The sequence below is a fragment of the Paenibacillus sp. 1-18 genome (assembly GCF_000520755.1).
Lineage (GTDB): Bacteria > Bacillota > Bacilli > Paenibacillales > Paenibacillaceae > Paenibacillus > Paenibacillus brasilensis.
Genome location: NZ_ASSB01000067.1, coordinates 20,620 through 44,417, shown reverse-complemented (window position 1 = coordinate 44,417; position 23,798 = coordinate 20,620). Strand labels below are relative to the sequence as shown.

Genomic DNA, 23,798 nt, shown 5'->3' with positions numbered 1-23,798 from the left:
ATCTCCCCCTGTTATTCTTGATTTCCTGCCTTTTTATCAAAATAAAATGCCCCCCAGGTCCGCAGCATTTCCTGCATTCGCTTGCGGTACCGCAAAGGCTCCAGAATCTCAGCCTCTGCTCCATACGAGGTGAGCCAATCCAGAAATTCACGGTCATGATTGACCGTCACCTCAAACAACAAGCTCCCATCCGGCAAATCCTTGAGTAAAGGCTTGATGAATAATTCCTCTTCTTTGACCCGATATACAGACTCGGCAGAAAATCGCACCACAAACCGAATGTTTTGATTTCCTTTGGTAACCGACCAGGTCCCTTTAAAAAACATTTCCATCTCTGTCGTATTCTTTTGAAACGTATACGGCAAAATTCTCATATTCCGAAAGTGGCTGATCCGAAAGGTTCTCATGGCGGATTGCTTATGACAAAAACCAAGCATATAAAACCGCCGATCCTGCGGAACCAAACAATAAGGATCTACTTGAACCAGTGACACATCTTCATTTTGAGGTGAGCTGTATTCCGCTTCAATCGTCTGCTGCGTAAGACTTGCCAAAACAATCAGCCTGAGCAGATAGGGCTGGTTTTCCCGATCAAGTGTCGAGCCGAGCCGAATGATATTTTTCATCTCCTGCGCGAAGCTCGTCTGGTCTATCTTTTTTTTCTGACTAGAGGCCATCACTTTCTCATAAGCACTTTCAAAAGCCGGCGGCAAAAGAGGCTTCACCGTTTCCATAATATCTCCCAGCTTGGCAAAAGCCTCTGCCTCTTCTTCCGTCCAATTCAGAGGATACAAAGCAAAATTGCTTATAAATATGTACCCTTTGCCATGCCCCATGTTCGTAATTGGAATATGCATAGCACTAAGCGCCTCCATATCTCGGTAGATGGTACGTTCTGATGTTTCGCAACGTTCCGCAAGCTCTCTTGCCAATATCCCCGGATTTGCCTGAACAATAGTAATAATCCGCATTAAACGTATCAACCGATCAGTCAAGGAAGTCTCTCCTTTACAAAAAAATAGTAAATTAGACTCACTACGTTACACAAATAAACTAGCATAATCACCTATTTCATAATATTAATTTCGTTTAACTAAACGTTTACTACCGAATCCGATTGATCAAAAAGGACTTTAGAACTATGATAATGATTTGATCCAAAAGTCCCGTTCCATTTATTACGTATGGCTAGAAGTAACTCAGCTTCCTTCAGGTAATCCATATCATCGGTTCTTGCTGCTCGTATTAGCAATTCGTCTGCTTGTCTGTTAAGGATAAACGCACCTCGCTCATGATCACCTTTCTCGTACATACGCAATGCCTTTTTTACAATCATGGACGTCTCATTCAGCTTTATGTATTTTTCCACCATCGGATGGGGTGGAACGCTCAGCAGGCCCAGATGATGCGTGTAATTGATGTAGATTTGGTCCGACCTAACCAGCGTTCGCTTTTCCTGAGATGGCTTACGCCAGCTCCACTCCATCAATCCAATGGTATGTCTTCCGGATGAGTGAGCCGGTACAGAGAACGTCAAGGCAGCCTGTCTGTAGTTTCCCCGCCGCACATCCCCACAGTGGATGACCATGCGATCTCCGTCTTCTGAGCGTTTGAAACCGAGTCTCACCCCTTCGACTTTTAGTAGACTTACCCCGTTTTCGGGAATGAACTGGAGTTGAAGGTCACACCCCGCTGTTTTCAGGATTAGATTCCCTTTTCTTTTACGAATAGCTCCATAGCCCCATTCTATCAGTAGATTTACTTGTTCGGCCCCATTCGCTGATATAGACTCTTTTTCCCATGTGTACGTTACATTGACCATTGACTTTACCACTGGTAATTTCCCCCTAAAAGAACATGTAACTCTAAATTAACAGTGTTATCTGACACTATACTGTCAGGGAACGTACGTTTGCTTGTGAAAATTATACATGGTAATCTTTATGAAGGGGGACCTGCTTCGACAAATAACAATTTAAGCCATTAAAATTGCATAAAAACGCAAAAATAGCCCGACTTATGCCGAGCTACATTATAGTCTGCTTCCATATTTTATATCTTACGAAATTGTAGTTTCTGTTAAAGAAACTTTCGTCTTTTTGTAATTTTCGGGTATAGGTGCAAACGTAGTGCTATCCACTATGAGTTCCTTTGCTAATGGTTTTCCATTGACCGTGATCTTTAAAATTTTATAATCTTGCTCTCTCTCGTTCATCTTTCATTTCTCCTTCTATAAATCTACTCTTCCTATATTTTCGGTTTGATATACCCGTTTTGAGGTACACTTAACCTATATATCGACTTTTTTTGAGAATATTTTTCCATAATGATCGTCCGTTTATTCTGAAATCTGCATCCTAATCCGTATACTGTACGTAACCATGAGATATGGGTAAATGATGGGTACTATCTTATCTTGGTGTATCAGAAGGGGGAACGTCTTTTGACACGACAAACCTGTCGCATTGCTTTCTACCGCCGTGTTGTTTGCACGGCTATAGCGCTCCTGTTTATTTTTGGGGTAACTCGTGTGCCCGGGGCATATGCTGCCTATTGGGACGATGTATATCAAGGCTTTGAGCAATTTTCCCGCCTGCCCGGCGATGTATATCAGCTCAAGGAAGGCTACCGGCAAACGCAGGAAGTGCTGCAAAAGGCCCGTGGCAGTATAGAAGCCTATCAAGAGCAAAACGCCCAACTGCTGGAGCAAAATCGTAAGCTGACCGACACCGTTACTGAGCTAAAAAACCTTCAAGCCCAGCGCGATCAGGCTTCACACCGAAATAAGATGCTTTTGATCACGGCTGTAATTCTGCTGGCTGGCTATTTTATAGGCATCCGCCTGTTGCGTTACGGGATGCGTCGACGTTCGGGAAGATACTAGCTGCCTGAAAGGATGAAACGTCTGAATGGACATACAAGCAGGACATTACCATGATGAGAGCATCGGTTCGGTTGTAACGCTCAATCTAGCGGAAGGAGAAAAGATGCACGTTCTGCATCCGCAGCAAATTATCGCTTACCGTGGCCCCAGCTCAGGTCGCAGTGACAAGCTGATGAATATAAAGGGCATGTATCGCAAGCACAAGCTGATTCAGGCCGATTTCACAGGGGCTTGCCGTTTGATTGCCGCACTTCCGCCCGGCTTTAGCCTAAAAATGATTGAGCTTGAAGGAGGCGATGATCTGCTATACGATTTTCGCAATTTGTTCTGGTACAGCTCTGGAATCCATATGCGTACCAAACTGCTGAGTATGAAAAACATGCTGTTCAGCCGCGATGTTATTAAAATGAAATTTGACGGTGTGGGTCAAATTGGTCTTTTGACTCAGGGTTTGGTATGTCAGGAGCAGCTTCATCCGACAGAGCCGATCTATGTCGATGCGAGCAGTGTCATCGCCTATCCCGAAAACGCCAATCTGGAGCTGACCGTGTACGGCAACCATCTCGCCAGCCAGCATATGAACTATCATTTTAAAATGACTGGACAGGGTACTGTGCTTTTTCACGCCGGGGAGCATCATCGACGTCTCCAGCAGGATATGAACGACGATGGCATCATCAAACGATTTTTAAGGGAAGTTATTCCCTTTGGCGGAGTGTTTATCAAATAGCCCTGCCATGCTATAATGGCAATGCTATTAGCAAAATAGTCGGTCCCTGTGGCCAACACTATAATGAAGAAAATCCGTGCATCATGCATGGGAGAGGTTCGCGAACTCCCTCTATAAAAAACTAACGATGCTTTGTCCTCCGCATGAAAAATGAACTCGCGGGGCAAGGCCTGTTTTTTGTTGAAGTCGGTTCAAGAACTCTCCTTCTTCCAAGTGACAAGACTCTGCGTCTTACACGATTCCAAGAAGATCGAGAGGTTTTTTTATGTTTGCAAACGAAAAAGCGGTCGTCGTATTCAGCGGCGGTCAAGACAGCACAACCTGTTTATTTTGGGCAAAAAAACATTTTGCCGAAGTAGAAACCGTGACGTTCGATTACGGTCAACGCCACAAGCAGGAAATTGAAGTAGCCGCCGGAATTGCTCACAAGCTGGGTGTTCGGCAAACGGTGCTGGATATGAGCCTGCTCAATCAACTAGCCCCTAATGCCCTCACGCGCACCGACATTGACATTACGCAAGAGGATGGCGAACTGCCTAGTACATTTGTAGACGGTCGCAATCTGCTGTTCCTAAGCTTCGCCGCAGTACTCGCCAAGCAAAAAGGAGCGCGCCACATCATTACTGGCGTTTGCGAGACGGATTTCAGCGGTTATCCTGATTGCCGGGATTCTTTTATCAAATCACTGAACGTCACACTCAACCTTTCGATGGACTATCCCTTTGTGATTCACACCCCACTCATGTGGTTGAATAAGGCTGAAACCTGGAAAATGGCCGATGAGCTGGAAGCTTTTGAATTTGTAAGAACCCGTACACTAACATGCTATAACGGTGTCATCGGGGATGGCTGTGGCGAATGCCCTGCCTGCAAACTTCGCCGCGCCGGACTGGAGCAGTATCTCGCGGTTCGCGGAGCTTCATCCCAAGGAGCTGAAGGCCATGCGTGAACCGGGTACCTTTCATATTGTCGACAAGCTCCAGCAGTTCGGGACAGATATTGAACACGCTCAGCTGCGTTATCACCGCAAACGTGTACTGGTCAGCAAACAATTTACGTTTGATGCAGCACATCATTTGCATTGCTATGAAGGCAAATGCAAAAATCTGCACGGACATACCTATATTGTAGTTTTTGGCATAAGCGGCATACCGGGCGAAACAGGCCTAACGCTGGATTTTGGCGATATCAAAACAATCTGGAAAGAACGGATCGAGCCTTATTTAGACCACCGTTACCTGAACGAGACGCTGCCCCCAATGAATACAACGGCGGAAAACATGGTCGTCTGGATCTTTGAACAAATGGAGTCCGCCTTGACCTCGGAGGCATACCGCTCCCGCGTGGAAGGTGGACGCACCGAATTTGTGCGGCTGTTCGAGACACCTACCAGCTACGCCGAATTCCGACGGGAGTGGATGCTGGATGAATAATAGTACCGTGACAGCTCACCAAACAACAACGCCCTCTCGTGTGACCAAAACAGCTCCCATCCCCGTACTGGAGGTGTTTGGTCCCACCGTTCAGGGCGAAGGCATGGTCATTGGGCGTAAAACGATGTTTGTTCGTACCGCAGGCTGCGACTACCATTGCTCATGGTGCGACTCTGCCTTTACCTGGGACGGCAGTGCCAAGGATCAGATTCGTCGTCTCCATGCCGCAGACATTTGGCAGGAGCTGAAAGCGATCGCCGGTGAACGGTTTTCGCATGTGACCCTTTCCGGAGGCAATCCCGCCCTGCTGCCACAGCTTGGGGAGCTGGTCGCCCTGCTGCGCAGTCAAGGCATTGCCACCGCCGTCGAAACACAAGGCTCCCGTTGGCAGGAATGGCTGTACGATATCGACGAGGTGACCTTATCCCCCAAGCCGCCCAGCTCTGGCATGTCGACCAACTGGGACGTGCTGGATGGTATCGTCGCCCGTCTGTCGAATCGGAAGAGGACTGATGGGAAAACGGTTGGAGAGTCCAGGTCTACGACACACATCTCAACCGCAGCATGCACAGAGGAAGCCGCTAATGAATCTGTGAGAACCTACCATGGAGCATGCAGCTTGAAGGTCGTCATATTTGATGACACCGATCTCGCATATGCACGCACCGTTCACGAGCGCTACCCGCACATTCCTCTGTTCCTCCAGACTGGCAATCCAGACGTGAACACAGAGAACACCGAACAGATCGCGGAATCCCTACTCCATCGTTATGAGTGGCTTATCGACCGTGTCATGGACGATTCCCAACTTAACGACGTAAGAGTACTCCCACAGCTCCACACCCTTGTATGGGGCAACAAACGCGGCGTATAGCACATAAATGTAATATATTCCATATGACCTGTATGTGATACACAAAATACGCCAATATCTTTGAAGCGTACTTCGACATCCAAGCTACAAAATAAGAGAAACCCTCGTCCGTGAGGACGGGGCTTCTCACAAGATGAAGCTCCTTCTATGAAGGAGCGAACTTTTCACTTCTGCCCATCCCACATGCAAACGAGTAGGGACTTTAGGGTGGTAACGGCGGTCGGAAGCGGAGCGGAGGATTTGAAGCTGGAGAAGCGTTAGCGTTCGCCTTTGAAATGGGATTCTAACCTATACATCTGTCAATTATCAGAAAGAATCCCATTTCAACAGCGATCGGAAGCTCAAATCCTACGCGGAGCGACACGAACCTCCCCACCACCATAACTCCCATCTCGTTTTCTTAAACTAATCTTAAGGAGCCTAACCCAACATGACCGGAAGAAAACCCGAAGAAATGACCGACGTTACCCTGCTTGGCAACCAAGGCACACAATATACCTTTGCCTATGATCCTGCCATTCTCGAAAGCTTTGATAATAAACACCCGTACCGCGATTATTTTGTAAAGTTCAATTGCCCGGAGTTTACCAGCCTGTGCCCGATTACAGGACAGCCTGATTTTGCAACCATCTACATCAGCTACATTCCCGATATTAAAATGGTAGAAAGCAAATCCCTCAAGCTGTACCTGTTCAGCTTCCGCAACCACGGCGATTTCCATGAGGACTGCGTCAATATCATCATGAATGACCTGATCAAGCTGATGGACCCGCGTTATATCGAAGTGTGGGGCAAGTTTACGCCACGCGGCGGTATTTCCATAGACCCGTATACCAACTACGGCAAACCGGGAACCAAGTATGAGCAAATGGCGGAGCATCGCATGATGAATCATGATATGTACCCGGAGACGGTAGATAACCGTTAAGATTTTTATTCTCGCTACACTTACTCATCATTAAACAATGAAGTGCACCTCCAGAATAGGCACTGGATAACCTCATGGTTGATCCGGTGTATTCCAAAGGTGCACTTTTTAATCGTCCTGTTTGGTTATTTTGTGAGCTTTAACTGAGCGCTGTCCGCTTTATAGATAATCTTTACTTTATATTTACTTGGCAAACCTACTGTTTCAATGGAAGAAAATGCTCCATTTCTTTTACCATAGGTTAAAATTGTGGCACCGCTAGCCGGTACAAATTTGTTAGAGAAATTCAGACGTAATTTTCCGTTAAGCTGGGCTGTTCCCTTAATATTGAGCACGTCATTTTTACTGTCCAGGTTGAGCTCAAGTGATCCCTTGGCTGTTTGCTTGTAATTACCGCCAATAACGAGCTTGCCAGAAGTATTGGTACGGAGAGTGCCTCCATTATTCGTAACATCACCCCTTCCGAAGGCCGTTTCAGAGTTCCCCTCCAGAATGCCTTGCTCGAGCTGTGTACCGCCGGAATACGTATTGTTGCCCATGAGCTTCAGCGTACCTGTTCCCTTTTTAGTCAGCTTTCCAACGCCGGAGATATTGTTGCGCCAGCGATCCAATGCATTGAAGCCGCCTTTGGAGGAATCCATAGTCACGGTAACATGATTGGCAAAAGCACCATAACCGTCCGCGGCGGAAAACAGATTAAGCCGTCCCCATCCCTCGGCATCGTCAAGCACGGGGGAACCGGAAGGAAGACCTGTAGTAGCCAAAACCCAGCGGCGTTGTGTGCTATCAAGGTAAGGCAGACGTGTCTCCAGCAGCACCTCCGCTCCCTTAGGCACCGTCATTGGCGTAGTCGTCGGATTAATCTGGCTAAATCCGTATGTCAATCGCTCGGTGTGGCTCTTTTTGTTGGCAGCGTAATTGTTGAACCGGTCAGGCGCTGTACCCTTTTGCGTTAACAATTTGCTGTGAGCATCCTGATAAGCTGCTTTCTTCAAACTGCTATTGGCCGGATCAGACAGGATGGCAGCCGCCGTCGCCGTTGCCATGACACGCCCTCCCATCACATCAAATGGCGAATGCATACCAGCAACAATACGATTGTTGCCCAGCTCCGAAGCTCGTGTAAGCAGTTCCTGGTAACGCTCTGGTACAGCATAGGCTATAGCGATAGCGCTGAGATACGCAGCATTGGTATGACCACTAGGAAAGCCGCCATCCTTGCTCGGGTCCGGATTTTGAGCTGGCAGCAAAGTCGGAACTACAACTGAATTATCGCTCCAGCGAAACGGACGAGGGTAGCTAAAGTACGCCTTAGCTGAGCTTGTCGAAGAGTAATCCCCACGCAAGGTATTTACCAAATTCACGATATTGCCAAGACTGGAGCTTGTACTGCCTGCATTGGTTCCCTCATCTTCGTATTTTTTAGTCAAGGCATCTGCCGGTATGTCGTTGATTGTTGTAGTTGCCCCCGCGTTCTTTCGATATACATCGGTAAGCGAACCCAGACCGTAGAGCTTTGTTTTGTAAAACAAAGGTGCAACCGTTGTTTCAGATAAGCTGATAACGAAAAAGGCATCTCAAAAGCCGATTATGCGACTCTTTGAGACACCCTCTTTGGAAGCGCCATTACCTCATACAACATGGACCTCCAGGAAAGTCATGCAATGAAGAGTATATAGCAGCATGGGTTAGCAGTACCGAGTAAAGGCAGGTTTCCCCCCCCTTTCAGCCATTTGCTGCAAACGGATCGCTTCCTATATCTTAAAATATACATACATAATTGGAGGTTGTCATGACTACTAAATCTGCTACAAAAAAAGAAGCGGGTCAATCGCTCCCTCTGCCGGGACCCCAAGCGAAGGGCACCGTTTTTGCGATTCTGATTGCGATCAGCTTCGTTCATCTGTTCAATGACTCGATTCAATCGGTCATTCCTGCGATCTTTCCGATCTTAAAAGAATCCATGAGCCTGAGCTACACGCAGATCGGCTGGATTTCATTCGCCATTAATTTTACAGCTTCGATCATGCAGCCGGTCATTGGCTTGTTTTCAGACAAGAGACCTACGCCCGCGATCCTTCCGATCGGCATGGGCTTTACGCTGACAGGCATGCTGCTGCTCGCCTATGCAGCCGATTATAAAGCGGTGCTGCTCGCGGTGATCTTCGTCGGTCTGGGATCAGCCGCCTTTCATCCGGAAGGCTCGCGAGTATCTCATATGGCGGCTGGACCACGTCGGGGGCTGGCTCAGTCCATTTTTCAGGTTGGCGGCAATGCGGGCCAGTCGCTGGCACCCATGCTTACGAGCTGGATTTTTATCCCGTTAGGGCAATTTGGCGCCATCTGGTTCACAGGTATTGCTGCAGCCGGGATTGTGGTCCAGTCATTCATCGCCCGCTGGTATGGTAACGTCCTGCGCACAGAAGGCTATGCGCGCAAAAAAGCGGCAGCTCGCCGCATGAAGCCCGAAGTACGCAAACGCATTATGTTTGCCATGATTGTTCTCATTCTGCTGGTATTCGTGCGTTCGTGGTACTCTACCTCCGTCGGAAGCTACTATTCGTTTTACCTGATGGAAGTGTTTAAAATGCCACTGGCTGATGCACAGCTGTACATCTTCCTGTTCCTCGGAGCTGGTGCACTAGGCACCTTCTTTGGTGGCCCTCTGGCGGACCGTTTTGGTAAACGCAACATGATTTTCCTGTCCATGGTATTGGCCGCGCCTCTCGCACTATTGCTGCCTTATGCCAACCAATTCTGGACTGCTATCCTGTTGCCGATCATCGGATTTATTATGCTGTCGAGCTTTTCAATTACGGTCGTATATGCCCAAATGCTCGTACCCGGCAAAATCGGAACCGTCTCCGGTCTGATCACAGGCCTCGCTTTTGGCCTTGGTGGGGTAGGTGCGCTCGTGCTCGGGAACTGGATTGACAAAGTAGGCATCACGAATATCATGTTCCTGTGTGGCTTTTTGCCGCTGCTCGGGATTTTGACCTTTCTGCTTCCTACAGATAAAACCCTGAACCGCTGGGCCGAAGAAAATGGAGCCGAAGTGTAACAGGCAAGCGAAAGCTGCTACGTATATCACCATCTGCGAATTCGTGTGGCGGCCATCCCGGCCGCTTCACACCTTCGTAGTCGCATAACCTGAATCCCCAAGCAACCAAGATCATACTCTCTTGTATCCCAAATAATCCAGTTAGCTCTCTTTTTCCGCCAAACGCATCAGAATACGACGCTTTTTGTATAGCATTTTACCCGCCTCAGCTACGTCACGAATGGCGCGCCTCAATGGTTTTCAGCTCATGACGCAATAGATCCTGACTTTCACGATATGGTTCAGCCCGCTTCATAGAAGTACACGTCTCCTTTTTAACCATGCTTGTTTATGTATGGGTTATACATAAGTAAAGTGAGTTCAGGTTTCTCTTTTTGTACATTTTTTAAGTTTAGCTTGTATAGCCCATGAGATGTTATAGTATGTTAAAAATTATACGGATCGGAGTGTAACCATGAATAAATCCACATACACCTCACAGGCTGCTTCTACCACTGACGTAGAGCTTGTTCCTTACCATTGTAAGCATGATGCCATTTTACATACGTTTTATCTGCCTGAGGAACAGCGACAGTTTACGGGAATGCCGGATGAAATGCTGGCACTGGCCAAGCAGGACCCGCACCGTCATCCTGTCGTCATTACGGCTAACGGAAGACCTGTTGGATTTTTCATTTTATACGATGGAGACGATCTGGCGGATTATACGAATACTTCCGAGGCTCTGCTGCTGCGTGCTTTCTCCATTCATTACGCAGATCAAGGACAAGGGTACGCTAAACATGGGCTGCTGCAACTGCCCCAATTTATTCTCAAGCACTTTCCAGATGTTCGTGAAGTTGTACTGGGGGTCAATACCCGCAATCGGCCTGCTCAAAAGCTTTATCTCATGTGTGGCTTTCAAGATGAGGGGGACACCAGGATGGGGCTGCACGGATTGCAGCATATTTTGAAAATGAGTCTGCATCGCTAACCTCTATGCGCCCTCACCAAACAAAAAACTCTCGGTGCTAGCACCGGGAGTTTTTATCATTCGATTTCTCCTAACGAAAAGCTCAGCTTGTAATTACCGTACTGCGTCAATTCATCCAGCATGGTATTAAGCTCTGACTGTGACGACATGCGCAAGCGCATCCAGTAACAGCCCTCCCCACTAACCCGGTGAATTTCAACAATAGAGGGATGCTTCCGAGCAAAAGCCAGAAAAGCACTATGAACGGTTCCTGAATTCAAAAATACCGTAATAAAGGCATGAATGGTCTGCCCAATTTTTTCAGGATTCCAGCGTAGAGTATAGCCTTCGATGATGCCCGCATCTTGCATTTTTCGAACACGCGCTCCTACCGCTTGACCCGTAAGATGAACGAGCAAACCAATCTCCTTGTGCGATAAAGAGCTATCTTCAATTAGGTGATGAAGAATACGCAGGTCGATCTCATCGGGCACAAATAGTTCCATAGCCATTTTTCCTTTCATCGTGAAACGAGAATGCTTGTTTTCCTTTCAGCAGGCCATAGCCTGCATCTTTTACGTCAGATATGATTGTAACAGAAAGAACGAACTGCCGAAAATATCCGGCTAAAAAATTCTTTCGATTATACAAAAGGAGCTATCCATATATGAAAATCACACTGATCCGCAATGCAACCCTATGGCTGGAATATGGTGGGGTAAAATTTCTGATCGACCCGATGCTGAGCGAGCCTGGTGTAAATCCACCTGTTCCAAATACGGAGAATGAACGTCGCAATCCGCTAGTTCCTTTGCCTCCACAATGGGAAACGCTCGGACAGCCAGACGTTGTGATCGTTACGCATTTGCACCCGGATCATTGGGACCCGGCGGCTGTACAATGGCTGGACAAGCAAATTCCCGTCTTCTGTCAGCCCGGTAATGAAGAGCAAATTACTGCTGACGGTTTTACACAGGTGAATCCGATTTGGGTGGTTGGGTCTATGGGAGAAATTGAGATTATCCGCACAACCGGACATCACGGTACTGGAGAAATCGGGGAACAGATGGGCCAAGTATCAGGCTTTGTGTTTCAAGCTCCAGGTGAGCCTGTCGTCTATGTGGCCGGAGATACGATCTGGTGCAGTGAAGTCGCGGAAACACTCGACAAATACCGTCCTGACTGGACGATTGTGAATGCTGGAGGAGCACGGTTTACGGTAGGTGACCCCATTATTATGACTGCCCAGGATGTGACGATGGTAGCGCAGCACGCCCCTTACACACAAATCGTGGCTATTCACATGGAAGCGATCAATCATTGTCTGCTATCTCGCTCCGAGCTTTCGGAACATATCAACCGTGAAGGTTTGAGGCAGCGTGTCCATATTCCAGCGGATGGAGCGACGATTTCAGGATAGTCACCGTTTGCGCCCATTTCGAATATATTGGGTTTCAAAACGCCTAAAGAAGGGATCAACAATGAATTTGCAATATCCTTATTACGGTACAGAAACCCAGTGTAAAGAAGTACCGATTACTTTTCCTCCCCAGCATCAATACAGACAGCCGGGATTCGAGTACCTGATGGTTCCACGACCTATTTTTGATAATCCAAAATATATCGGCACGGGGAAGCTTCAGGATCGGGTAGCTATTATTAGCGGCGGTGACAGTGGTATTGGTCGTGCGGTTGCAGTGGCCTTTGCCAAAGAAGGGGCCGATCTGGTCATTGCCTATCTCGATGAACATCGGGATGCGATGGAAACCCGCGATGTGATTCACAGGCTTGGCAGACGCTGTTTGTTAATTCCGGGCGATCTGAGGCTAAAAAGCAACTGCTGCCTGGTTGTCCAAAAAACGATGGAAACCTTCGGCCGTATTGACATCCTCATTAATAACATGGGGGTTCAGTTTGTGCGCGAATCGTATCTGGATATCAGTGAACAGCAGCTTCGTGACACGTTTGACACCAATATAATTTCCTTCTTTCATATGACCACAGAAGCATTGCCATATATGCGGGCAGGAGCCAGCATTGTCAATACAGCTTCGGTTACAGCATATGTCGGGCAAAAGAATCTGATTGACTATTCAGCTACCAAAGGAGCCATTGTTAGCTTTACCCGCGCTCTGGCTAATCATCTGGTCGATCAGGGCATTCGTGTGAACGCCATTGCTCCTGGTCCTTTCTGGACTCCGCTGAATGCCGCCACACAGTCGCCTGAGGCAATTCGCACCTTTGGCACCAATACGCCGATGAAGCGTGCCGGGCAGCCTTATGAATTGGCCCCTGCCTATGTGCTGCTGGCTTCGGATGACGGCTCCTACATTACAGGCCAAACGCTGCATGTCAATGGCGGACAAATGGTAACGACCTAAACAAGGAACCTCCAGCATCCGCATTTCGAGTGGGACTGGAGGTTCCTTTTATCTGTTTACACATGAGCTTTAGCGATAGCCAGACATGGAATTCTAAGCCGATCTTTTGTTTTTGTTGTATATATCGAAGGCAACCGCCAGCAGCAGCACCAAGCCCTTGATCCCTTGCTGCCAGTCAATTCCCAGACCGATCAGAGACATGCCGTTATTCAGTACGCCCATCACCAGACCACCGATAATCGCTCCAAAAACGGTTCCGATCCCACCGGATGCCGAGGCTCCGCCGATAAAGCAAGCTGCGATGGCATCCAGCTCAAAGTTCGTACCTGCTCTTGGCGTAGCCGCATTCAGACGTGCAGCGAAGATCAGACCGGAAATGGCGGCCAGCACGCCCATGTTCACGAATACCCAAAACGTTACTTTTTTCGTTTTGACACCGGACAGACCCGCTGCCTTTTCATTCCCACCCAGCGCATACACATGACGACCCATAACCGTACGATTCATCACGAAGGAGTAGACGACAATCAGAATGAACAGCAATACGAGAATGTTCGGAATTCCCGCATAGCTTGCGAGCATAAAGGTGAACAGATTGATGATAGCAGCCACCACAATCAGCTTGAGTACAAATAAAGTCTGTGACGGAACCTCAAAACCGTATTTAAGCTGGGAACGGCGCTCGCGAAACTCATTAACGATAAACCAAACCGTGAGCGCGATGCCGATAATGATGGATACCAGATTATAACCGGAGGATGCAAAATCCGGCAGGAAGCCTGAACTGATTTTTTGGAAGCCTCCCGGAAAAGGAGAGATGGATTGGCCTTCTAACACAATCATCGTTAATCCGCGAAAGAGCAGCATCCCCGCCAATGTTACGATAAATGCCGGAATCCGTACATAAGCGACCCAAAACCCTTGCCATGCGCCAATTAACGCCCCGACCAGCAAAGATGCAATCACAGCGATCCACGCTGGAAGCTGCCAATCGACCATCATAATGGCTGAAACCGCGCCAACAAAAGCGGCTATTGAGCCGACAGACAAATCAATATGCCCCGTGATGATAACCAGCACCATCCCGATGGCCAGCACAAGAATGTAGCTATTTTGCAGAATCAGATTCGTAATATTAATCGGCTTCAACAGCAGGCCGCCTGTCAGCACCTCGAACAGGATCATAATCACGACCAGCGCAATCATCATGCCATACTGGCGGATGTTATTTTTAAATAATTTAGTTATGGTTTCCATGCTTCACGCCCCCTGACTTGGTCATATATCTCATTAACGTTTCCTGCGACGGGTTTTCACGGCCAACCTCTCCGGTGATTCGTCCTGCATTCATGACGTAAATCCGGTCACACAAGCCCAGTACCTCTGGCAGCTCGGATGAAATGACCAGTACGCCCTTGCCTTCAGCGGCAAGTCGGTGAATAATTGTGTAAATTTCATATTTGGCACCCACATCAATGCCGCGTGTCGGCTCATCGAGAATCAGAATATCCGGCCCGGCAAAAATCCATTTGCTAAGTACCACCTTCTGCTGATTGCCACCACTCAGATTGCCCGTTTTCTGTAAAATGCTCGGCGCTTTGATGTTCATGCTTTTTTTCATATCCTCGGCAACGACGCCTTCCTCCTGCTCATTGACGACAGCGCCCTTCGTCAGCTTGTTCAGGCCGGTCAGCGAGATATTGCGCTTGATATCATCCATCAGAATGAGGCCGTATTCCTTGCGATCCTCCGTCACATAGGCGAATCCGTTGTTAATCGCGTCCGTAACCGTGTTATTCTGGATCGGCTTGCCGTCTTTAATCAGTTGACCGGAAATGTTGCGTCCGTACGACTTGCCAAAAATGCTCATCGCCAGCTCCGTCCGTCCTGCCCCCATTAATCCGGCAATACCGACAATTTCACCACGCCGGATGTTCAAATTCACCTGATCCAGCACCTTGCGTTCCGCATGATGCTCGTGATAGACCGTCCAATCCTTTACTTCCAAAATGACCTTGCCAATTTCAGCATGTCGCTCTGGATAACGGCTGGTCAGATCGCGTCCAACCATCCCGCTAATAATCCGGTCCTCGGTGACCTCATCCTTTTTCATATCTAGCGTCTCAATCGTCTTCCCGTCCCGCAAAATCGTAATCGAATCCGACACCTTAGCGACCTCATTCAGCTTGTGGGAGATGAGAATGCAGGAAATGCCCTGTCTTTTAAATTCCAGCATCAAATTAAGCAGATTTTCACTATCATCCTCATTCAACGCCGCTGTCGGTTCATCGAGAATAAGCAGCTTTACCTTTTTAGAGAGCGCTTTCGCAATTTCGACCAGTTGCTGCTTCCCGACCCCGATATTCGTAACCAAGGTATTCGGATTCTCACTCAAACCGACCTTGGACAGCAGCTCGCGTGTGCCGACAAAAGTCTCTTTCCAATCAATCACGCCGCCGCTGGCGCGTTCGTTGCCGAGATAAATATTTTCCGCAATCGAGAGATACGGGATGAGCGCCAGCTCCTGATGAATAATGACGATCCCCAATTCCTCGCTTTGCTTGATATCCTTGAATTCACACGTTTTTCCCTGGAAAACAATATCCCCATCGTAGGTTCCATGCGGATATACACCGCTCAGTACCTTCATCAGCGTCGATTTGCCAGCACCGTTCTCACCGCACAGGGAATGAATTTCGCCTTCCTTGACCTTGAGATTTACATTTTCCAATGCCTTCACGCCAGGAAAGGTTTTGGTAATTCCCTTCATTTCCAATATGATTCCAGTCATGGGATACACTCCTTTCGCTTTAGATGGCCTGCTCTTATTTCAGTCCAATTTGCTCTTTGGTGTAATAATGGCTGCCGACAATATCCTTTTCGACATTCGTACGATCCACCGAGATTGGATCAAGCAAATAAGCAGGAACTACCTTTTTCCCATTGTTATATGATTTAGTGTCATTCACTTCTGCTTGCTTGCCCTGTAAAATGCTGTTGGCCATCACAACCGTCTGCTCTGCCAGCTTGCGAGTATCCTTGAATATGGTTTGCGTCTGCTCTCCGGCCACAATCGACTTGATCGAAGCCAGCTCCGCATCCTGCCCTGTAATGATCGGCAGCGGTTTGTTCGCTGATCCGTAGCCAACCCCTTTGAGGGATGAAATGATACCGATGCTAATTCCGTCATAAGGAGATAACACCGCATCCAGATTGGCCTCCGAATAGTAGGCACTCAGCAGATTATCCATCCGCGACTGGGCCAAGGCTCCGTCCCATCGCAGCGTAGCGATCTGCGCCATCGTCATTTGCTTGCTGCGTACGACTAATTTGCCTGAATCAATGTACGGCTTGAGAACCGACATCGCGCCGTTAAAGAAGAAATAGGCGTTATTGTCATCCGGCGAACCACCGAACAGCTCTATATTGAAGGGGCCTTTGCCTTCCTTAAGTCCCAGCTTCTGCTCAATATACGCCGCCTGCAGCACGCCCACTTTAAAGTTGTCGAAGGTTGCATAGTACGTCAGATACGGCGTGTTCCGAATCAGACGGTCATAGGAAATCACCTGAATCCCCCGGTCATGTGCCTTCTGGATAACGTCCGTCAGCGTGTTTCCGTCCACTGAAGCAATGACCATGACATTGACACCCTTGGTGATCATATTTTCGATTTGAGAGATTTGGTTTTCCACCACGTCCTCGGCATACTGTAAATCCGTTTTATAGCCTTGCTCCTGAAACAGCCGGACCATATTCTCCCCGTCTCCTACCCAACGCTCGGACGATTTGGTCGGCATGGAAATACCCACATAGCCCTTTTCCTTGCTGCCCGTTCCACTCTCCGCCAAATTACAGGCCGAAAGCATTAAGGCTAAAACCAGAAGCCATATAGCGACAGCTCCTTTTTTCATGTGAAGCTCCCCTTTCCTCATGTGATGCGGGTCATTTTGAAGGTAAGTGCTGATTAGAGTAGAAATTAGATAGCGCTTACAATGGAGCGGCGACGAACGCCTCTCCTTTTCTTATGTGCAACCACATGGTATCATTCCAGCCCGGGAAAGGTCTTTGCTGGTTTTGAACCTTTTTTATAAAATTTTAACCTTTGTGTGGGATGAGAAGGGATGGATTGGTTAGGATGGACCATGGTAGGGTATGGAATGGAATGCAGGCAAATAAAAGAGCTTTACCAGGTTAGATCTGGTAAAGCTCTTTTATTCCTTCCTTTTCTATTTTATCTTAATGACAAAGTGACTTCTTCAGTTGACCGAATCCGGCCGATTCTCGGAAAGATGTATTTACAAACATAATCGTGCTCCTCGTTCGTCGAAGCTGTCATGGCATCCTCCACAAAAATCTGATGATATCCATGCTGGTAAGCCTCTCTTGCTGTAGTATCCACGCCAATGGAGGTAGAAATACCACACAGTACAATGGTGTCAATTCCACGACGCCGCAGCTGCAAGTCAAGATCAGTACCAAAAAATGCACCCCATTGACGCTTGGTGATGATATGGGCATTTGGGGTGTCGGCTATTTCAGGAACCAGACGATCCCAGCCTTCAGGCCATTGCATCTGATTCATTTCCATATCTGTATTTGGCTTTAACATATCCTTCCCATCCACCGACGAAACTCGCACCAAAACTACAAATGCGCCTTTCTGCGCGAAGGCTTCAATTAATTTGCTTGCTTTCTGAACAACCTGCTCCCCCGTATAAGGGGCTAGCAAACGACCGCTGTTTGCGATCCCGGTTTGCAAGTCTATAACTACCAGTGCCGTCTTTTCTGCGTTTAGCTTTTCCGCCTCCGTTGATTTTACATGTTCCATATTTGTTTTCTCCCTTCATCTAGTCTGCATTTTGGCCTAACGCCAATTCATGGTTATTAAGCTTTTGATATACTTTAAAATAAACCCAGACCGCATTGACCAGTAACAACACACTTGTAATCCAAAATACAGCTCGGATCCCAAACCAGGCTGCCACCTGCCCGCCTAAAATAGAGCCTGCGAATACGCCCAAATACCCTGCCGACATGTTAAAACCAAAAACTCTGCCTGTCAGAGCATCCGGTGTAATCTTTTTGATCAGGATATTAACGGAGGGAATCAAGCCGGCCGCTGCTATTCCAAATAAAAATCGAAAACCTATAAACTGCCAGCTATTTTGTGCCAGGGCTTGCGGGATAAAAATGAGTCCTGCCACTATAAGGGCTGCTAATATCACTTTATGTGCCCCTATTTGATCAGAGAGCTTCCCAAGTCTTGGTGCTGAAATGATATTCGCCAGTCCTGATGCCGAAAAGGCCAATCCAGCTAGCAAAGCGATATGACCGGTATTACCAGATAATTCTGTTATATACACGGTTATAATAGGTTCTACCGAATATAAGGCCACTGTTAATACAAAAAAAGTGACGAACATCGTAAGCGTCAAACTCTTTTCAGGAACAATGCGCCATGTTTCCTTAATACCAAGCGTTTTTTGGTGCTCACGGACAAACGTTTCCTTTACAAATAAAAGGGTAGTCAAAAAGGCAACCAGCAGCAGCACACCTGTGATAAAAAATGAATCTTGTAATCCAAAGTGCTCCGCTACAAATCCGCCGATCGTAGGTCCAAGCAAAGAACCGGCAATATTGGCAGTTGAAAGTGTACCCAAGGCCCAACCTGCGTGCTCCTTGTCCGTCTGGATTGCAATCAACGTGGTACAAGCTGTGCCATAGCCGGTAATAGCACCCTGCAATATTCGAAGCACGATCAGTACATATACATTGTGTGCAAAGCCCATGCAGCCTATGACTACAGCCATCCCAAGACTTGCCCGCAATAGCATAGGCTTGCGCCCGAACCTGTCAGCGGCCTGCCCCCAAATGGGTGAGAAAACAGCTGAAACGATATAGGTAATCCCAAACGCAATTCCGGAAAGTTGTGCAATTAAGGCTGTATTATGAACTCCCAGCTGCTCGATATAAAGCGGCAATATCGGTGCAACCTGGCTCATTCCAACCCCGGTTACAAACATTCCGAACCAGCAAACGATTAAATTCCGTCTCCACATCGGCATGAATATAACCTCCCCTCTGCCATATGCAAGTGTCCTTGTACAACAGTCATGAACAATAACACCCTTATATTAGCTTGCAGTTTGGCCTTATACCATGCACAATATTAAACTCCATGGACATTTTTGCTGTAATATTCTGACGGGCTTATCCCTTCCATTCTTTTAAATAATCTGCTGAAATAAAATTCATCCGTAAATCCAAGCGCCTGTGCCACTTCCTTTACTTTTTTATCTCCTTCAATCAGCAGTTCTTTGGCTTTATCTATTTTAATCTTGTTAAAAAATTCAATGACAGCATACCCTGTCGTCTCCTTAAAAGTCCGGGACAGATAAGTAGGTGATAATTGTACCATCTCCGACAATTCGGTTAAGGTAATCTTACTGCTTACATGCTGATGCATATATTGGATGATTTTTTCCATTTTTCGAGAATTGGAGCCACTCCACTGTTGCTTTCTTACGCTTTGAAAAATGGCAATCCCTAATTGCTGAAGCAAGGTTCTGCTCATGAGTTCGTACCCTGGAAGCTTTCCATCCCAGCAGTCCACTAATTTATGAAAAAGATCCTGGACAGAATAAGCATCCTTTAATTCTTGGGCAGCATGCAGGGGAAGCATTCGAGGCTCGTCTGTAATGTCCCATTGGCCATCATTGAAATTCACTTGCGCATAGCTAAAATGTACGGTTAGGAAACAGGGAGGATCCTTCGGATCCGGGTCCAAAGAATGCATTACACCCGGGCTAATGTAGAACAGCATTCCTTGTTTGAGCGGATAGGTTTTCCCCCCGATGACGATATTACCCGCCCCTTCGGTAACAAGGACGAACTCATGATGCGAGAGGGTTCTCGTGAACTTTCTCGGGTATCTTCCAGTTTCTTTGAATTTACTGCTATTGCAGTAGTGAATGTGAAAGAAAAGCTTATTGATATTCATCCCTGTTTATATTCCGCTGGGTCCAAAATGCGCGTGCTGCATTCCTTGCCCTGAGCTGTAATCAGGTGAGGAATCTTATCACGCACCAGCTTGTTATAAGTACGCATATGAAATGCACCCTTTCTGCTATAGAGTCTTTAAGCTGTAACCAATATCTCCCTTTTCGCTATTATACTGCTCCGTTGGATTAGCTACCATTCTCCGTGATAAGCGCTTTAAAATATGGTCCGTTCTATTAAGCAGCCTGTCTACCTCCTCCGGCTTCACCGTCCTTTTAGATGCACCATCGTCTCGGGAAATAAGATAATGGACTGTACTCATAAACAGCACGATATCTAAACTCGACTCAGCATCCATGTGGATTAACCTGAGCAGATTGCTTATGGATAGGTTAAAGGATGAAGGAATGACCTGATTTCGATGAACATAAATGGCCTTCGCCATAGAAAACATCGCTCGATCACAAAGAACGAGGCAGTTATCAAACTGATTATGATTGCGCATCATCTGTGCAAGCTGTATTTGATATTGGGCAAGCTTTTGAAAATCCATGATGCAATTCAATATATTGGAGTCGCCGTAGGTGGGGAATGTGAAATCTGGATCACTATGTAAGCGCGGGCTTAAGGAGTAATTTTTCATGGGAATCAACTCCTGAATATAAATTTCATAAACACTGTGAGCAACATAGCATAGTTATGAACCATTAAAATGTATAATTTTCTAGCTAATCGGAAAAGCTTTATAAAAAAATATTACTACATAGTAGTCTTTAAATCAATTTACTTACTAACAGTTATTAATTACATGTAATACTTTCTCTACACTTCTAACTAAAGAGAGGTGTAATCATGTCTGAACTCCTAGAATTGGTCGGTACACGCATTCGCGATATTCGGAAATCCCAAGGGCTTTCTCAAGAAGCCTTAGCCGAAAAAGCAGGATTCAATTCAAGTTATATCGGTTTTATCGAGCGTGCAGAGAGAAATATATCTTTGAAAAATCTAGAAAAAATAGCGAAAGCATTGAACGTGAGCGTTTATCAATTACTTACATATGTGAAGGAAAATGATGAGCTTACCGAAGAAGATTTGAGTATCAAAAATATTTTGACTCTACTGAGAACGCGTGAAGCCAAAGATACGGAAATGGCATTAAAAATTCTTACGGATATATTTATAAGATTCGATGAACGTTGAGTTATCTTGGAAACATTAATCGAGAGTGGTGACAGCCACTCTTTTTGTCATGAATGAAATGAGATAAAGTCATCAACAAGGGAATATTTCTGAAAAATGGATTGGTAGCTTCAAAGGATAGCCGAGAGTTAGTTAAGGACGATATCATCATCTTCTCCCGACATGCAAGAGAAAGAATTGCCTGTCCGAGTGGATAAATTGCCAAAGGGAACCCTACCAACTTTCGATAGTATATTACTTGTTATTCAATTAGTAATTGAAAGTGATATTGTGGATCATCAGGCGGAATGGAAGGGATTCACAAACCTTACCTACACATTGATTCATACTGGATATGGAGAGAAATTTAAAATCTCGGTATCGTTTGAGATGGTTGATCGAGAACACATTAAAGTCATCACAGTGACTAATGAACATATAAGTGAGCTTACAACATCGCTAATGGATACCCCTGAAATTAGAAATAAACTTAGAGTTTTTCAGCGAGAATTATTGGGCTTGGATTCCTGATCATGTTTATAAGCTATACCGATGTGCTATAATATTGTTATTGAATAAGGAGGGGTTGCGATGGCTATCGTTGCAGATAAGATTCGTTGCAGATGCGGAATGATGATGGAAGAACAAATGAAAAACATCTCTTGGAGCGAGTCTGGCGGAAACAACTATGTTATTCGTAATGTCCCATTCCTATTATGCCATAAGTCAGGATGCTCTGAAGAGTATACTGCTTCTAGCGTGCAAATGAATGTTTCGATTCTGGCTGATGAAATGAGAAAAGGAATGTTACCATCCGTTGTGGAATATGAAAAGCGATTTTAAATTTCTTATTTGGAATTGAGCCGATTAGACTACGTATTAGGTAGTTAAATCGGCTTTTTGTTCCAAAAAATGGATTCACATATACATAAAAGTCATTTCTGAGATAAGAAGAAAAAGAAGCCGTGCAATCACACGACCTCTCACAAAGCAATTAATTACGGACGAATAGTTCCAAAACAAATCGCTATTTTCTATCACTCCTACGACAACGCCAGCATCGCCTTCATATCTTCCTCCGCTGTCGTAATCAGCTTCAAGCCAAACATCTCCACAAGTACATCCAACACACCCGACGAGATAAACTCGGGCGGTTTGGGTCCGATGCGGATGTCCTGAATGCCAAGGCTGAACAAGCCCAGCAGGATCGCCACCGCCTTTTGCTCAAACCAGGACAACACGATGCTGACCGGCAGCTCATTCACTGTACAGCCAAAAGCATCAGCAAGCGCCAAAGCAATTTTCACCGTGGAACCGGAATTGTTGCATTGTCCCAGATCAATATAACGCGGAATGCCAGTATCTCCAACTGTGCCGTAATCCACATCATTAAAGCGGAATTTACCGCAGGATGTGGTCAGAATGACCGTATCGTTCGGCAAGGATGTGGCCAGCTCGCGATAATAATTGCCACCTTTGCCTGGTGCGTCACAGCCTGCAATGACGAAGAAACGGCGGATATGTCCATCTTTAACCGCTTGAATAATCTCGGGAGCCAGCCCGATGACCGTCTCATGATGGTATCCTGTCGTAAGCACCTGTTCAGACTCTACATCTGCGGCTGGCAGGGCCAACGCGCGCTCAATCAGTGGAGAGAAATCATCATTCACAATTTTGGCGACACCCTCCAGCCCGGCTACTTCATAAGAGAAGAAGCGGTCTGCATACGTGCCTTTAATCGGCATGACACAGTTCGTCGTGGCAAGAATCGCACCCGGGAACTCCTCGAACAATCTGCGTTGATCGTACCAGGCCTTGCCGATATTGCCTTTGAGATGCGCATATTTCTTCAACGCAGGATAACCGTGGGCTGGGAGCATTTCCGAGTGGGTATAGATGTTGATACCCTTTCCTTCAGTCTGCCGCAGCAATTCCTCTAGCGCATACAGATTATGTCCGGTTACGACAATGCATTGACCTTCGATTTTATTCTGGCTGACGGTAATCGGCTGTGGAATGCCAAAACGATCCGTATGCGCACGATCCAGCACATCCATGATCCGTACAGCCGCATTTCCGACCTTCATTGCCATTTCCAAATGCTCTTGTACATTAAAGTTAGAATTGGTTAAGGTCATATATAGCGCTTCGTGCGTGATACGATCCACCTCGGGGTCGCTATAGCCTAGCTGTCTGGCGTGGGTCGCATAAGCAGCAATGCCTTTTAATGCAAAAATCATCGTATCCTGCAAGCTTGCTATGGTTTCATTTTTACCGCATACCCCAACGACAGTACACCCGCCACTTGGCGTCTGTTCACACTGATAACAAAACATATCGTTTTCCTCCAAATATTGATAGATACTTATTCGTTATC

General features: G+C 46.7%; 25 protein-coding genes, 3 pseudogenes and 1 riboswitch. Of the genes and pseudogenes, 13 read left to right on the top strand and 15 right to left on the bottom strand.

Annotation, left to right across the window (positions count from 1 at the left end; translation table 11 throughout):
* Positions 1-11: 11 nt before the first annotated feature.
* The 3 genes from L693_RS0104625 to L693_RS30430 form a co-directional block, all read right to left on the bottom strand.
* Positions 12-995, bottom strand: coding sequence for a helix-turn-helix transcriptional regulator (locus tag L693_RS0104625; RefSeq protein WP_025716267.1), 984 nt, complete (start codon positions 993-995; stop codon positions 12-14).
* A gap of 98 nt (positions 996-1,093) precedes the next feature.
* Entirely contained in the window at positions 1,094-1,834 is a 741-nt protein-coding gene (locus L693_RS0104620; RefSeq protein WP_049825051.1) for a hypothetical protein, read from the bottom strand.
* A gap of 225 nt (positions 1,835-2,059) precedes the next feature.
* On the bottom strand, positions 2,060-2,215 hold the full coding sequence (locus L693_RS30430) for a hypothetical protein (protein ID WP_167518712.1): 156 nt from the start codon (positions 2,213-2,215) through the stop codon (positions 2,060-2,062).
* A gap of 228 nt (positions 2,216-2,443) precedes the next feature.
* Here L693_RS30430 and L693_RS0104610 point away from each other — a divergent pair, with 228 nt between their 5' ends.
* The 6 genes from L693_RS0104610 (at position 2,444) to queF (ending at position 6,849) form a co-directional block, all read left to right on the top strand.
* Positions 2,444-2,884 (top strand): hypothetical protein, encoded by a 441-nt coding sequence (locus tag L693_RS0104610; protein WP_025716266.1) that lies wholly within the window; start codon positions 2,444-2,446, stop codon positions 2,882-2,884.
* A 25-nt stretch (positions 2,885-2,909) separates the two neighbouring features.
* Positions 2,910-3,614, top strand: coding sequence for an AIM24 family protein (locus L693_RS0104605; RefSeq protein WP_025716265.1), 705 nt, complete (start codon positions 2,910-2,912; stop codon positions 3,612-3,614).
* An 87-nt stretch (positions 3,615-3,701) separates the two neighbouring features.
* Positions 3,702-3,745, top strand: a riboswitch (PreQ1 riboswitch).
* Positions 3,746-3,879: 134 nt separating this feature from the next.
* Positions 3,880-4,563, top strand: coding sequence for a 7-cyano-7-deazaguanine synthase QueC (gene queC, locus L693_RS0104600; RefSeq protein WP_025716264.1), 684 nt, complete (start codon positions 3,880-3,882; stop codon positions 4,561-4,563).
* Entirely contained in the window at positions 4,556-5,047 is a 492-nt protein-coding gene (gene queD / locus L693_RS0104595) for a 6-carboxytetrahydropterin synthase QueD (protein WP_025716263.1), read from the top strand. Before queC ends, queD begins: the two co-directional genes overlap by 8 nt.
* Positions 5,040-5,921 (top strand): 7-carboxy-7-deazaguanine synthase QueE, encoded by an 882-nt coding sequence (gene queE, locus L693_RS0104590; protein WP_025716262.1) that lies wholly within the window; start codon positions 5,040-5,042, stop codon positions 5,919-5,921. The genes queD and queE overlap by 8 nt, the downstream gene beginning before the upstream one ends.
* Positions 5,922-6,351: 430 nt before the next feature.
* The gene (gene queF, locus L693_RS0104585; protein ID WP_007429143.1) at positions 6,352-6,849 is read left to right on the top strand and encodes a preQ(1) synthase; all 498 of its coding nucleotides are present in this window, start codon (positions 6,352-6,354) and stop codon (positions 6,847-6,849) included.
* Positions 6,850-6,974: 125 nt separating this feature from the next.
* Here queF and L693_RS0104580 read toward each other — a convergent pair.
* Positions 6,975-8,357: pseudogene (locus L693_RS0104580) on the bottom strand (phosphatase PAP2 family protein); the annotation flags it as partial.
* A 284-nt stretch (positions 8,358-8,641) separates the two neighbouring features.
* Here L693_RS0104580 and L693_RS0104575 point away from each other — a divergent pair.
* The gene (locus tag L693_RS0104575; protein ID WP_025716261.1) at positions 8,642-9,910 is read left to right on the top strand and encodes an MFS transporter; all 1,269 of its coding nucleotides are present in this window, start codon (positions 8,642-8,644) and stop codon (positions 9,908-9,910) included.
* A 141-nt stretch (positions 9,911-10,051) separates the two neighbouring features.
* On the opposite strand, the pseudogene L693_RS32050 reads toward L693_RS0104575, so the two are convergent.
* Positions 10,052-10,141: pseudogene (locus L693_RS32050) on the bottom strand (EcsC family protein); the annotation flags it as partial.
* Positions 10,142-10,364: 223 nt separating this feature from the next.
* On the opposite strand from L693_RS32050, the gene L693_RS0104565 reads away from it, so the two are divergent.
* A complete protein-coding gene (locus L693_RS0104565) occupies positions 10,365-10,883 on the top strand; it encodes a GNAT family N-acetyltransferase (RefSeq protein WP_025716260.1) in 519 nt (172 codons plus the stop codon).
* Positions 10,884-10,939: 56 nt separating this feature from the next.
* Here L693_RS0104565 and L693_RS0104560 read toward each other — a convergent pair whose 3' ends face one another.
* Positions 10,940-11,368: an Lrp/AsnC family transcriptional regulator gene (locus tag L693_RS0104560; protein WP_025716259.1), complete on the bottom strand. Its 429-nt coding sequence runs from the start codon at positions 11,366-11,368 to the stop codon at positions 10,940-10,942.
* A 161-nt stretch (positions 11,369-11,529) separates the two neighbouring features.
* On the opposite strand from L693_RS0104560, the gene L693_RS0104555 reads away from it, so the two are divergent.
* Together L693_RS0104555 and L693_RS0104550 are read left to right on the top strand one after the other, a co-directional pair.
* Positions 11,530-12,282, top strand: coding sequence for an MBL fold metallo-hydrolase (locus L693_RS0104555; protein WP_025716258.1), 753 nt, complete (start codon positions 11,530-11,532; stop codon positions 12,280-12,282).
* A gap of 61 nt (positions 12,283-12,343) precedes the next feature.
* On the top strand, positions 12,344-13,243 hold the full coding sequence (locus L693_RS0104550) for a glucose 1-dehydrogenase (RefSeq protein ID WP_025716257.1): 900 nt from the start codon (positions 12,344-12,346) through the stop codon (positions 13,241-13,243).
* A 93-nt stretch (positions 13,244-13,336) separates the two neighbouring features.
* On the opposite strand, the gene mmsB is transcribed toward L693_RS0104550, so the two are convergent.
* The 8 genes and pseudogenes from mmsB to L693_RS0104510 form a co-directional block, all read right to left on the bottom strand.
* On the bottom strand, positions 13,337-14,500 hold the full coding sequence (mmsB, locus tag L693_RS0104545) for a multiple monosaccharide ABC transporter permease (RefSeq protein WP_025716256.1): 1,164 nt from the start codon (positions 14,498-14,500) through the stop codon (positions 13,337-13,339).
* Positions 14,484-16,034 carry a multiple monosaccharide ABC transporter ATP-binding protein gene (gene mmsA, locus L693_RS0104540; RefSeq protein ID WP_025716255.1) on the bottom strand — a complete coding sequence of 517 codons (1,551 nt, stop codon included), beginning with the start codon at positions 16,032-16,034 and terminating at the stop codon, positions 14,484-14,486. The genes mmsB and mmsA overlap by 17 nt, the downstream gene beginning before the upstream one ends.
* Positions 16,035-16,068: 34 nt before the next feature.
* Positions 16,069-17,154, bottom strand: a complete 1,086-nt coding sequence (gene chvE, locus L693_RS0104535) for a multiple monosaccharide ABC transporter substrate-binding protein (protein WP_025716254.1) — start codon at positions 17,152-17,154, stop codon at positions 16,069-16,071.
* 320 nt (positions 17,155-17,474) lie between these two features.
* The gene (locus L693_RS0104530; RefSeq protein ID WP_025716253.1) at positions 17,475-18,071 is read right to left on the bottom strand and encodes a hydrolase; all 597 of its coding nucleotides are present in this window, start codon (positions 18,069-18,071) and stop codon (positions 17,475-17,477) included.
* A 19-nt stretch (positions 18,072-18,090) separates the two neighbouring features.
* Entirely contained in the window at positions 18,091-19,308 is a 1,218-nt protein-coding gene (locus L693_RS0104525) for a multidrug efflux MFS transporter (protein WP_025716252.1), read from the bottom strand.
* A 104-nt stretch (positions 19,309-19,412) separates the two neighbouring features.
* On the bottom strand, positions 19,413-20,243 hold the full coding sequence (locus L693_RS0104520) for an AraC family transcriptional regulator (protein WP_025716251.1): 831 nt from the start codon (positions 20,241-20,243) through the stop codon (positions 19,413-19,415).
* Between the two features lie 2 nt (positions 20,244-20,245).
* Positions 20,246-20,350: pseudogene (locus L693_RS28805) on the bottom strand (nucleoside triphosphate pyrophosphohydrolase); the annotation flags it as partial.
* 19 nt (positions 20,351-20,369) lie between these two features.
* Positions 20,370-20,885, bottom strand: a complete 516-nt coding sequence (locus L693_RS0104510; RefSeq protein ID WP_025716250.1) for a HEPN domain-containing protein — start codon at positions 20,883-20,885, stop codon at positions 20,370-20,372.
* Positions 20,886-21,094: 209 nt separating this feature from the next.
* Between L693_RS0104510 and L693_RS0104505 the strand changes: the two genes are divergently transcribed.
* The 3 genes from L693_RS0104505 to L693_RS0104495 all read left to right on the top strand — a co-directional run bounded on the left by L693_RS0104505 (position 21,095) and on the right by L693_RS0104495 (position 22,264).
* On the top strand, positions 21,095-21,442 hold the full coding sequence (locus tag L693_RS0104505) for a helix-turn-helix domain-containing protein (protein WP_025716249.1): 348 nt from the start codon (positions 21,095-21,097) through the stop codon (positions 21,440-21,442).
* 162 nt (positions 21,443-21,604) lie between these two features.
* On the top strand, positions 21,605-21,952 hold the full coding sequence (locus L693_RS0104500; RefSeq protein ID WP_025716248.1) for a hypothetical protein: 348 nt from the start codon (positions 21,605-21,607) through the stop codon (positions 21,950-21,952).
* Between the two features lie 60 nt (positions 21,953-22,012).
* Positions 22,013-22,264 (top strand): hypothetical protein, encoded by a 252-nt coding sequence (locus L693_RS0104495; protein ID WP_025716247.1) that lies wholly within the window; start codon positions 22,013-22,015, stop codon positions 22,262-22,264.
* 200 nt (positions 22,265-22,464) lie between these two features.
* Here the strand turns inward: L693_RS0104495 and hcp are convergent, their stop codons facing one another.
* Positions 22,465-23,757: a hydroxylamine reductase gene (gene hcp, locus L693_RS0104490; RefSeq protein ID WP_025716246.1), complete on the bottom strand. Its 1,293-nt coding sequence runs from the start codon at positions 23,755-23,757 to the stop codon at positions 22,465-22,467.
* Positions 23,758-23,798 lie beyond the last annotated feature (41 nt).

What these genes read in the sequence shown, in the direction of transcription:
- L693_RS0104565 (WP_025716260.1), top strand. Translation starts at nt 10,365, where the DNA reads ATGAATAAATCCACATACACCTCACAGGCTGCTTCTACCACTGACGTA.
- mmsA (WP_025716255.1), bottom strand. Translation starts at nt 16,034, where the DNA reads ATGACTGGAATCATATTGGAAATGAAGGGAATTACCAAAACCTTTCCT.
- mmsB (WP_025716256.1), bottom strand. Translation starts at nt 14,500, where the DNA reads ATGGAAACCATAACTAAATTATTTAAAAATAACATCCGCCAGTATGGC.
- L693_RS0104555 (WP_025716258.1), top strand. Translation starts at nt 11,530, where the DNA reads ATGAAAATCACACTGATCCGCAATGCAACCCTATGGCTGGAATATGGT.
- L693_RS30430 (WP_167518712.1), bottom strand. Translation starts at nt 2,215, where the DNA reads ATGAACGAGAGAGAGCAAGATTATAAAATTTTAAAGATCACGGTCAAT.
- hcp (WP_025716246.1), bottom strand. Translation starts at nt 23,757, where the DNA reads ATGTTTTGTTATCAGTGTGAACAGACGCCAAGTGGCGGGTGTACTGTC.
- L693_RS0104550 (WP_025716257.1), top strand. Translation starts at nt 12,344, where the DNA reads ATGAATTTGCAATATCCTTATTACGGTACAGAAACCCAGTGTAAAGAA.
- L693_RS0104525 (WP_025716252.1), bottom strand. Translation starts at nt 19,308, where the DNA reads ATGCCGATGTGGAGACGGAATTTAATCGTTTGCTGGTTCGGAATGTTT.
- L693_RS0104495 (WP_025716247.1), top strand. Translation starts at nt 22,013, where the DNA reads ATGGCTATCGTTGCAGATAAGATTCGTTGCAGATGCGGAATGATGATG.
- L693_RS0104500 (WP_025716248.1), top strand. Translation starts at nt 21,605, where the DNA reads ATGCAAGAGAAAGAATTGCCTGTCCGAGTGGATAAATTGCCAAAGGGA.
- L693_RS0104560 (WP_025716259.1), bottom strand. Translation starts at nt 11,368, where the DNA reads ATGGAACTATTTGTGCCCGATGAGATCGACCTGCGTATTCTTCATCAC.
- L693_RS0104575 (WP_025716261.1), top strand. Translation starts at nt 8,642, where the DNA reads ATGACTACTAAATCTGCTACAAAAAAAGAAGCGGGTCAATCGCTCCCT.
- L693_RS0104605 (WP_025716265.1), top strand. Translation starts at nt 2,910, where the DNA reads ATGGACATACAAGCAGGACATTACCATGATGAGAGCATCGGTTCGGTT.
- chvE (WP_025716254.1), bottom strand. Translation starts at nt 17,154, where the DNA reads ATGAAAAAAGGAGCTGTCGCTATATGGCTTCTGGTTTTAGCCTTAATG.
- queD (WP_025716263.1), top strand. Translation starts at nt 4,556, where the DNA reads ATGCGTGAACCGGGTACCTTTCATATTGTCGACAAGCTCCAGCAGTTC.
- queE (WP_025716262.1), top strand. Translation starts at nt 5,040, where the DNA reads ATGAATAATAGTACCGTGACAGCTCACCAAACAACAACGCCCTCTCGT.
- L693_RS0104520 (WP_025716251.1), bottom strand. Translation starts at nt 20,243, where the DNA reads ATGAATATCAATAAGCTTTTCTTTCACATTCACTACTGCAATAGCAGT.
- queC (WP_025716264.1), top strand. Translation starts at nt 3,880, where the DNA reads ATGTTTGCAAACGAAAAAGCGGTCGTCGTATTCAGCGGCGGTCAAGAC.
- L693_RS0104510 (WP_025716250.1), bottom strand. Translation starts at nt 20,885, where the DNA reads ATGAAAAATTACTCCTTAAGCCCGCGCTTACATAGTGATCCAGATTTC.
- L693_RS0104530 (WP_025716253.1), bottom strand. Translation starts at nt 18,071, where the DNA reads ATGGAACATGTAAAATCAACGGAGGCGGAAAAGCTAAACGCAGAAAAG.
- L693_RS0104505 (WP_025716249.1), top strand. Translation starts at nt 21,095, where the DNA reads ATGTCTGAACTCCTAGAATTGGTCGGTACACGCATTCGCGATATTCGG.
- queF (WP_007429143.1), top strand. Translation starts at nt 6,352, where the DNA reads ATGACCGGAAGAAAACCCGAAGAAATGACCGACGTTACCCTGCTTGGC.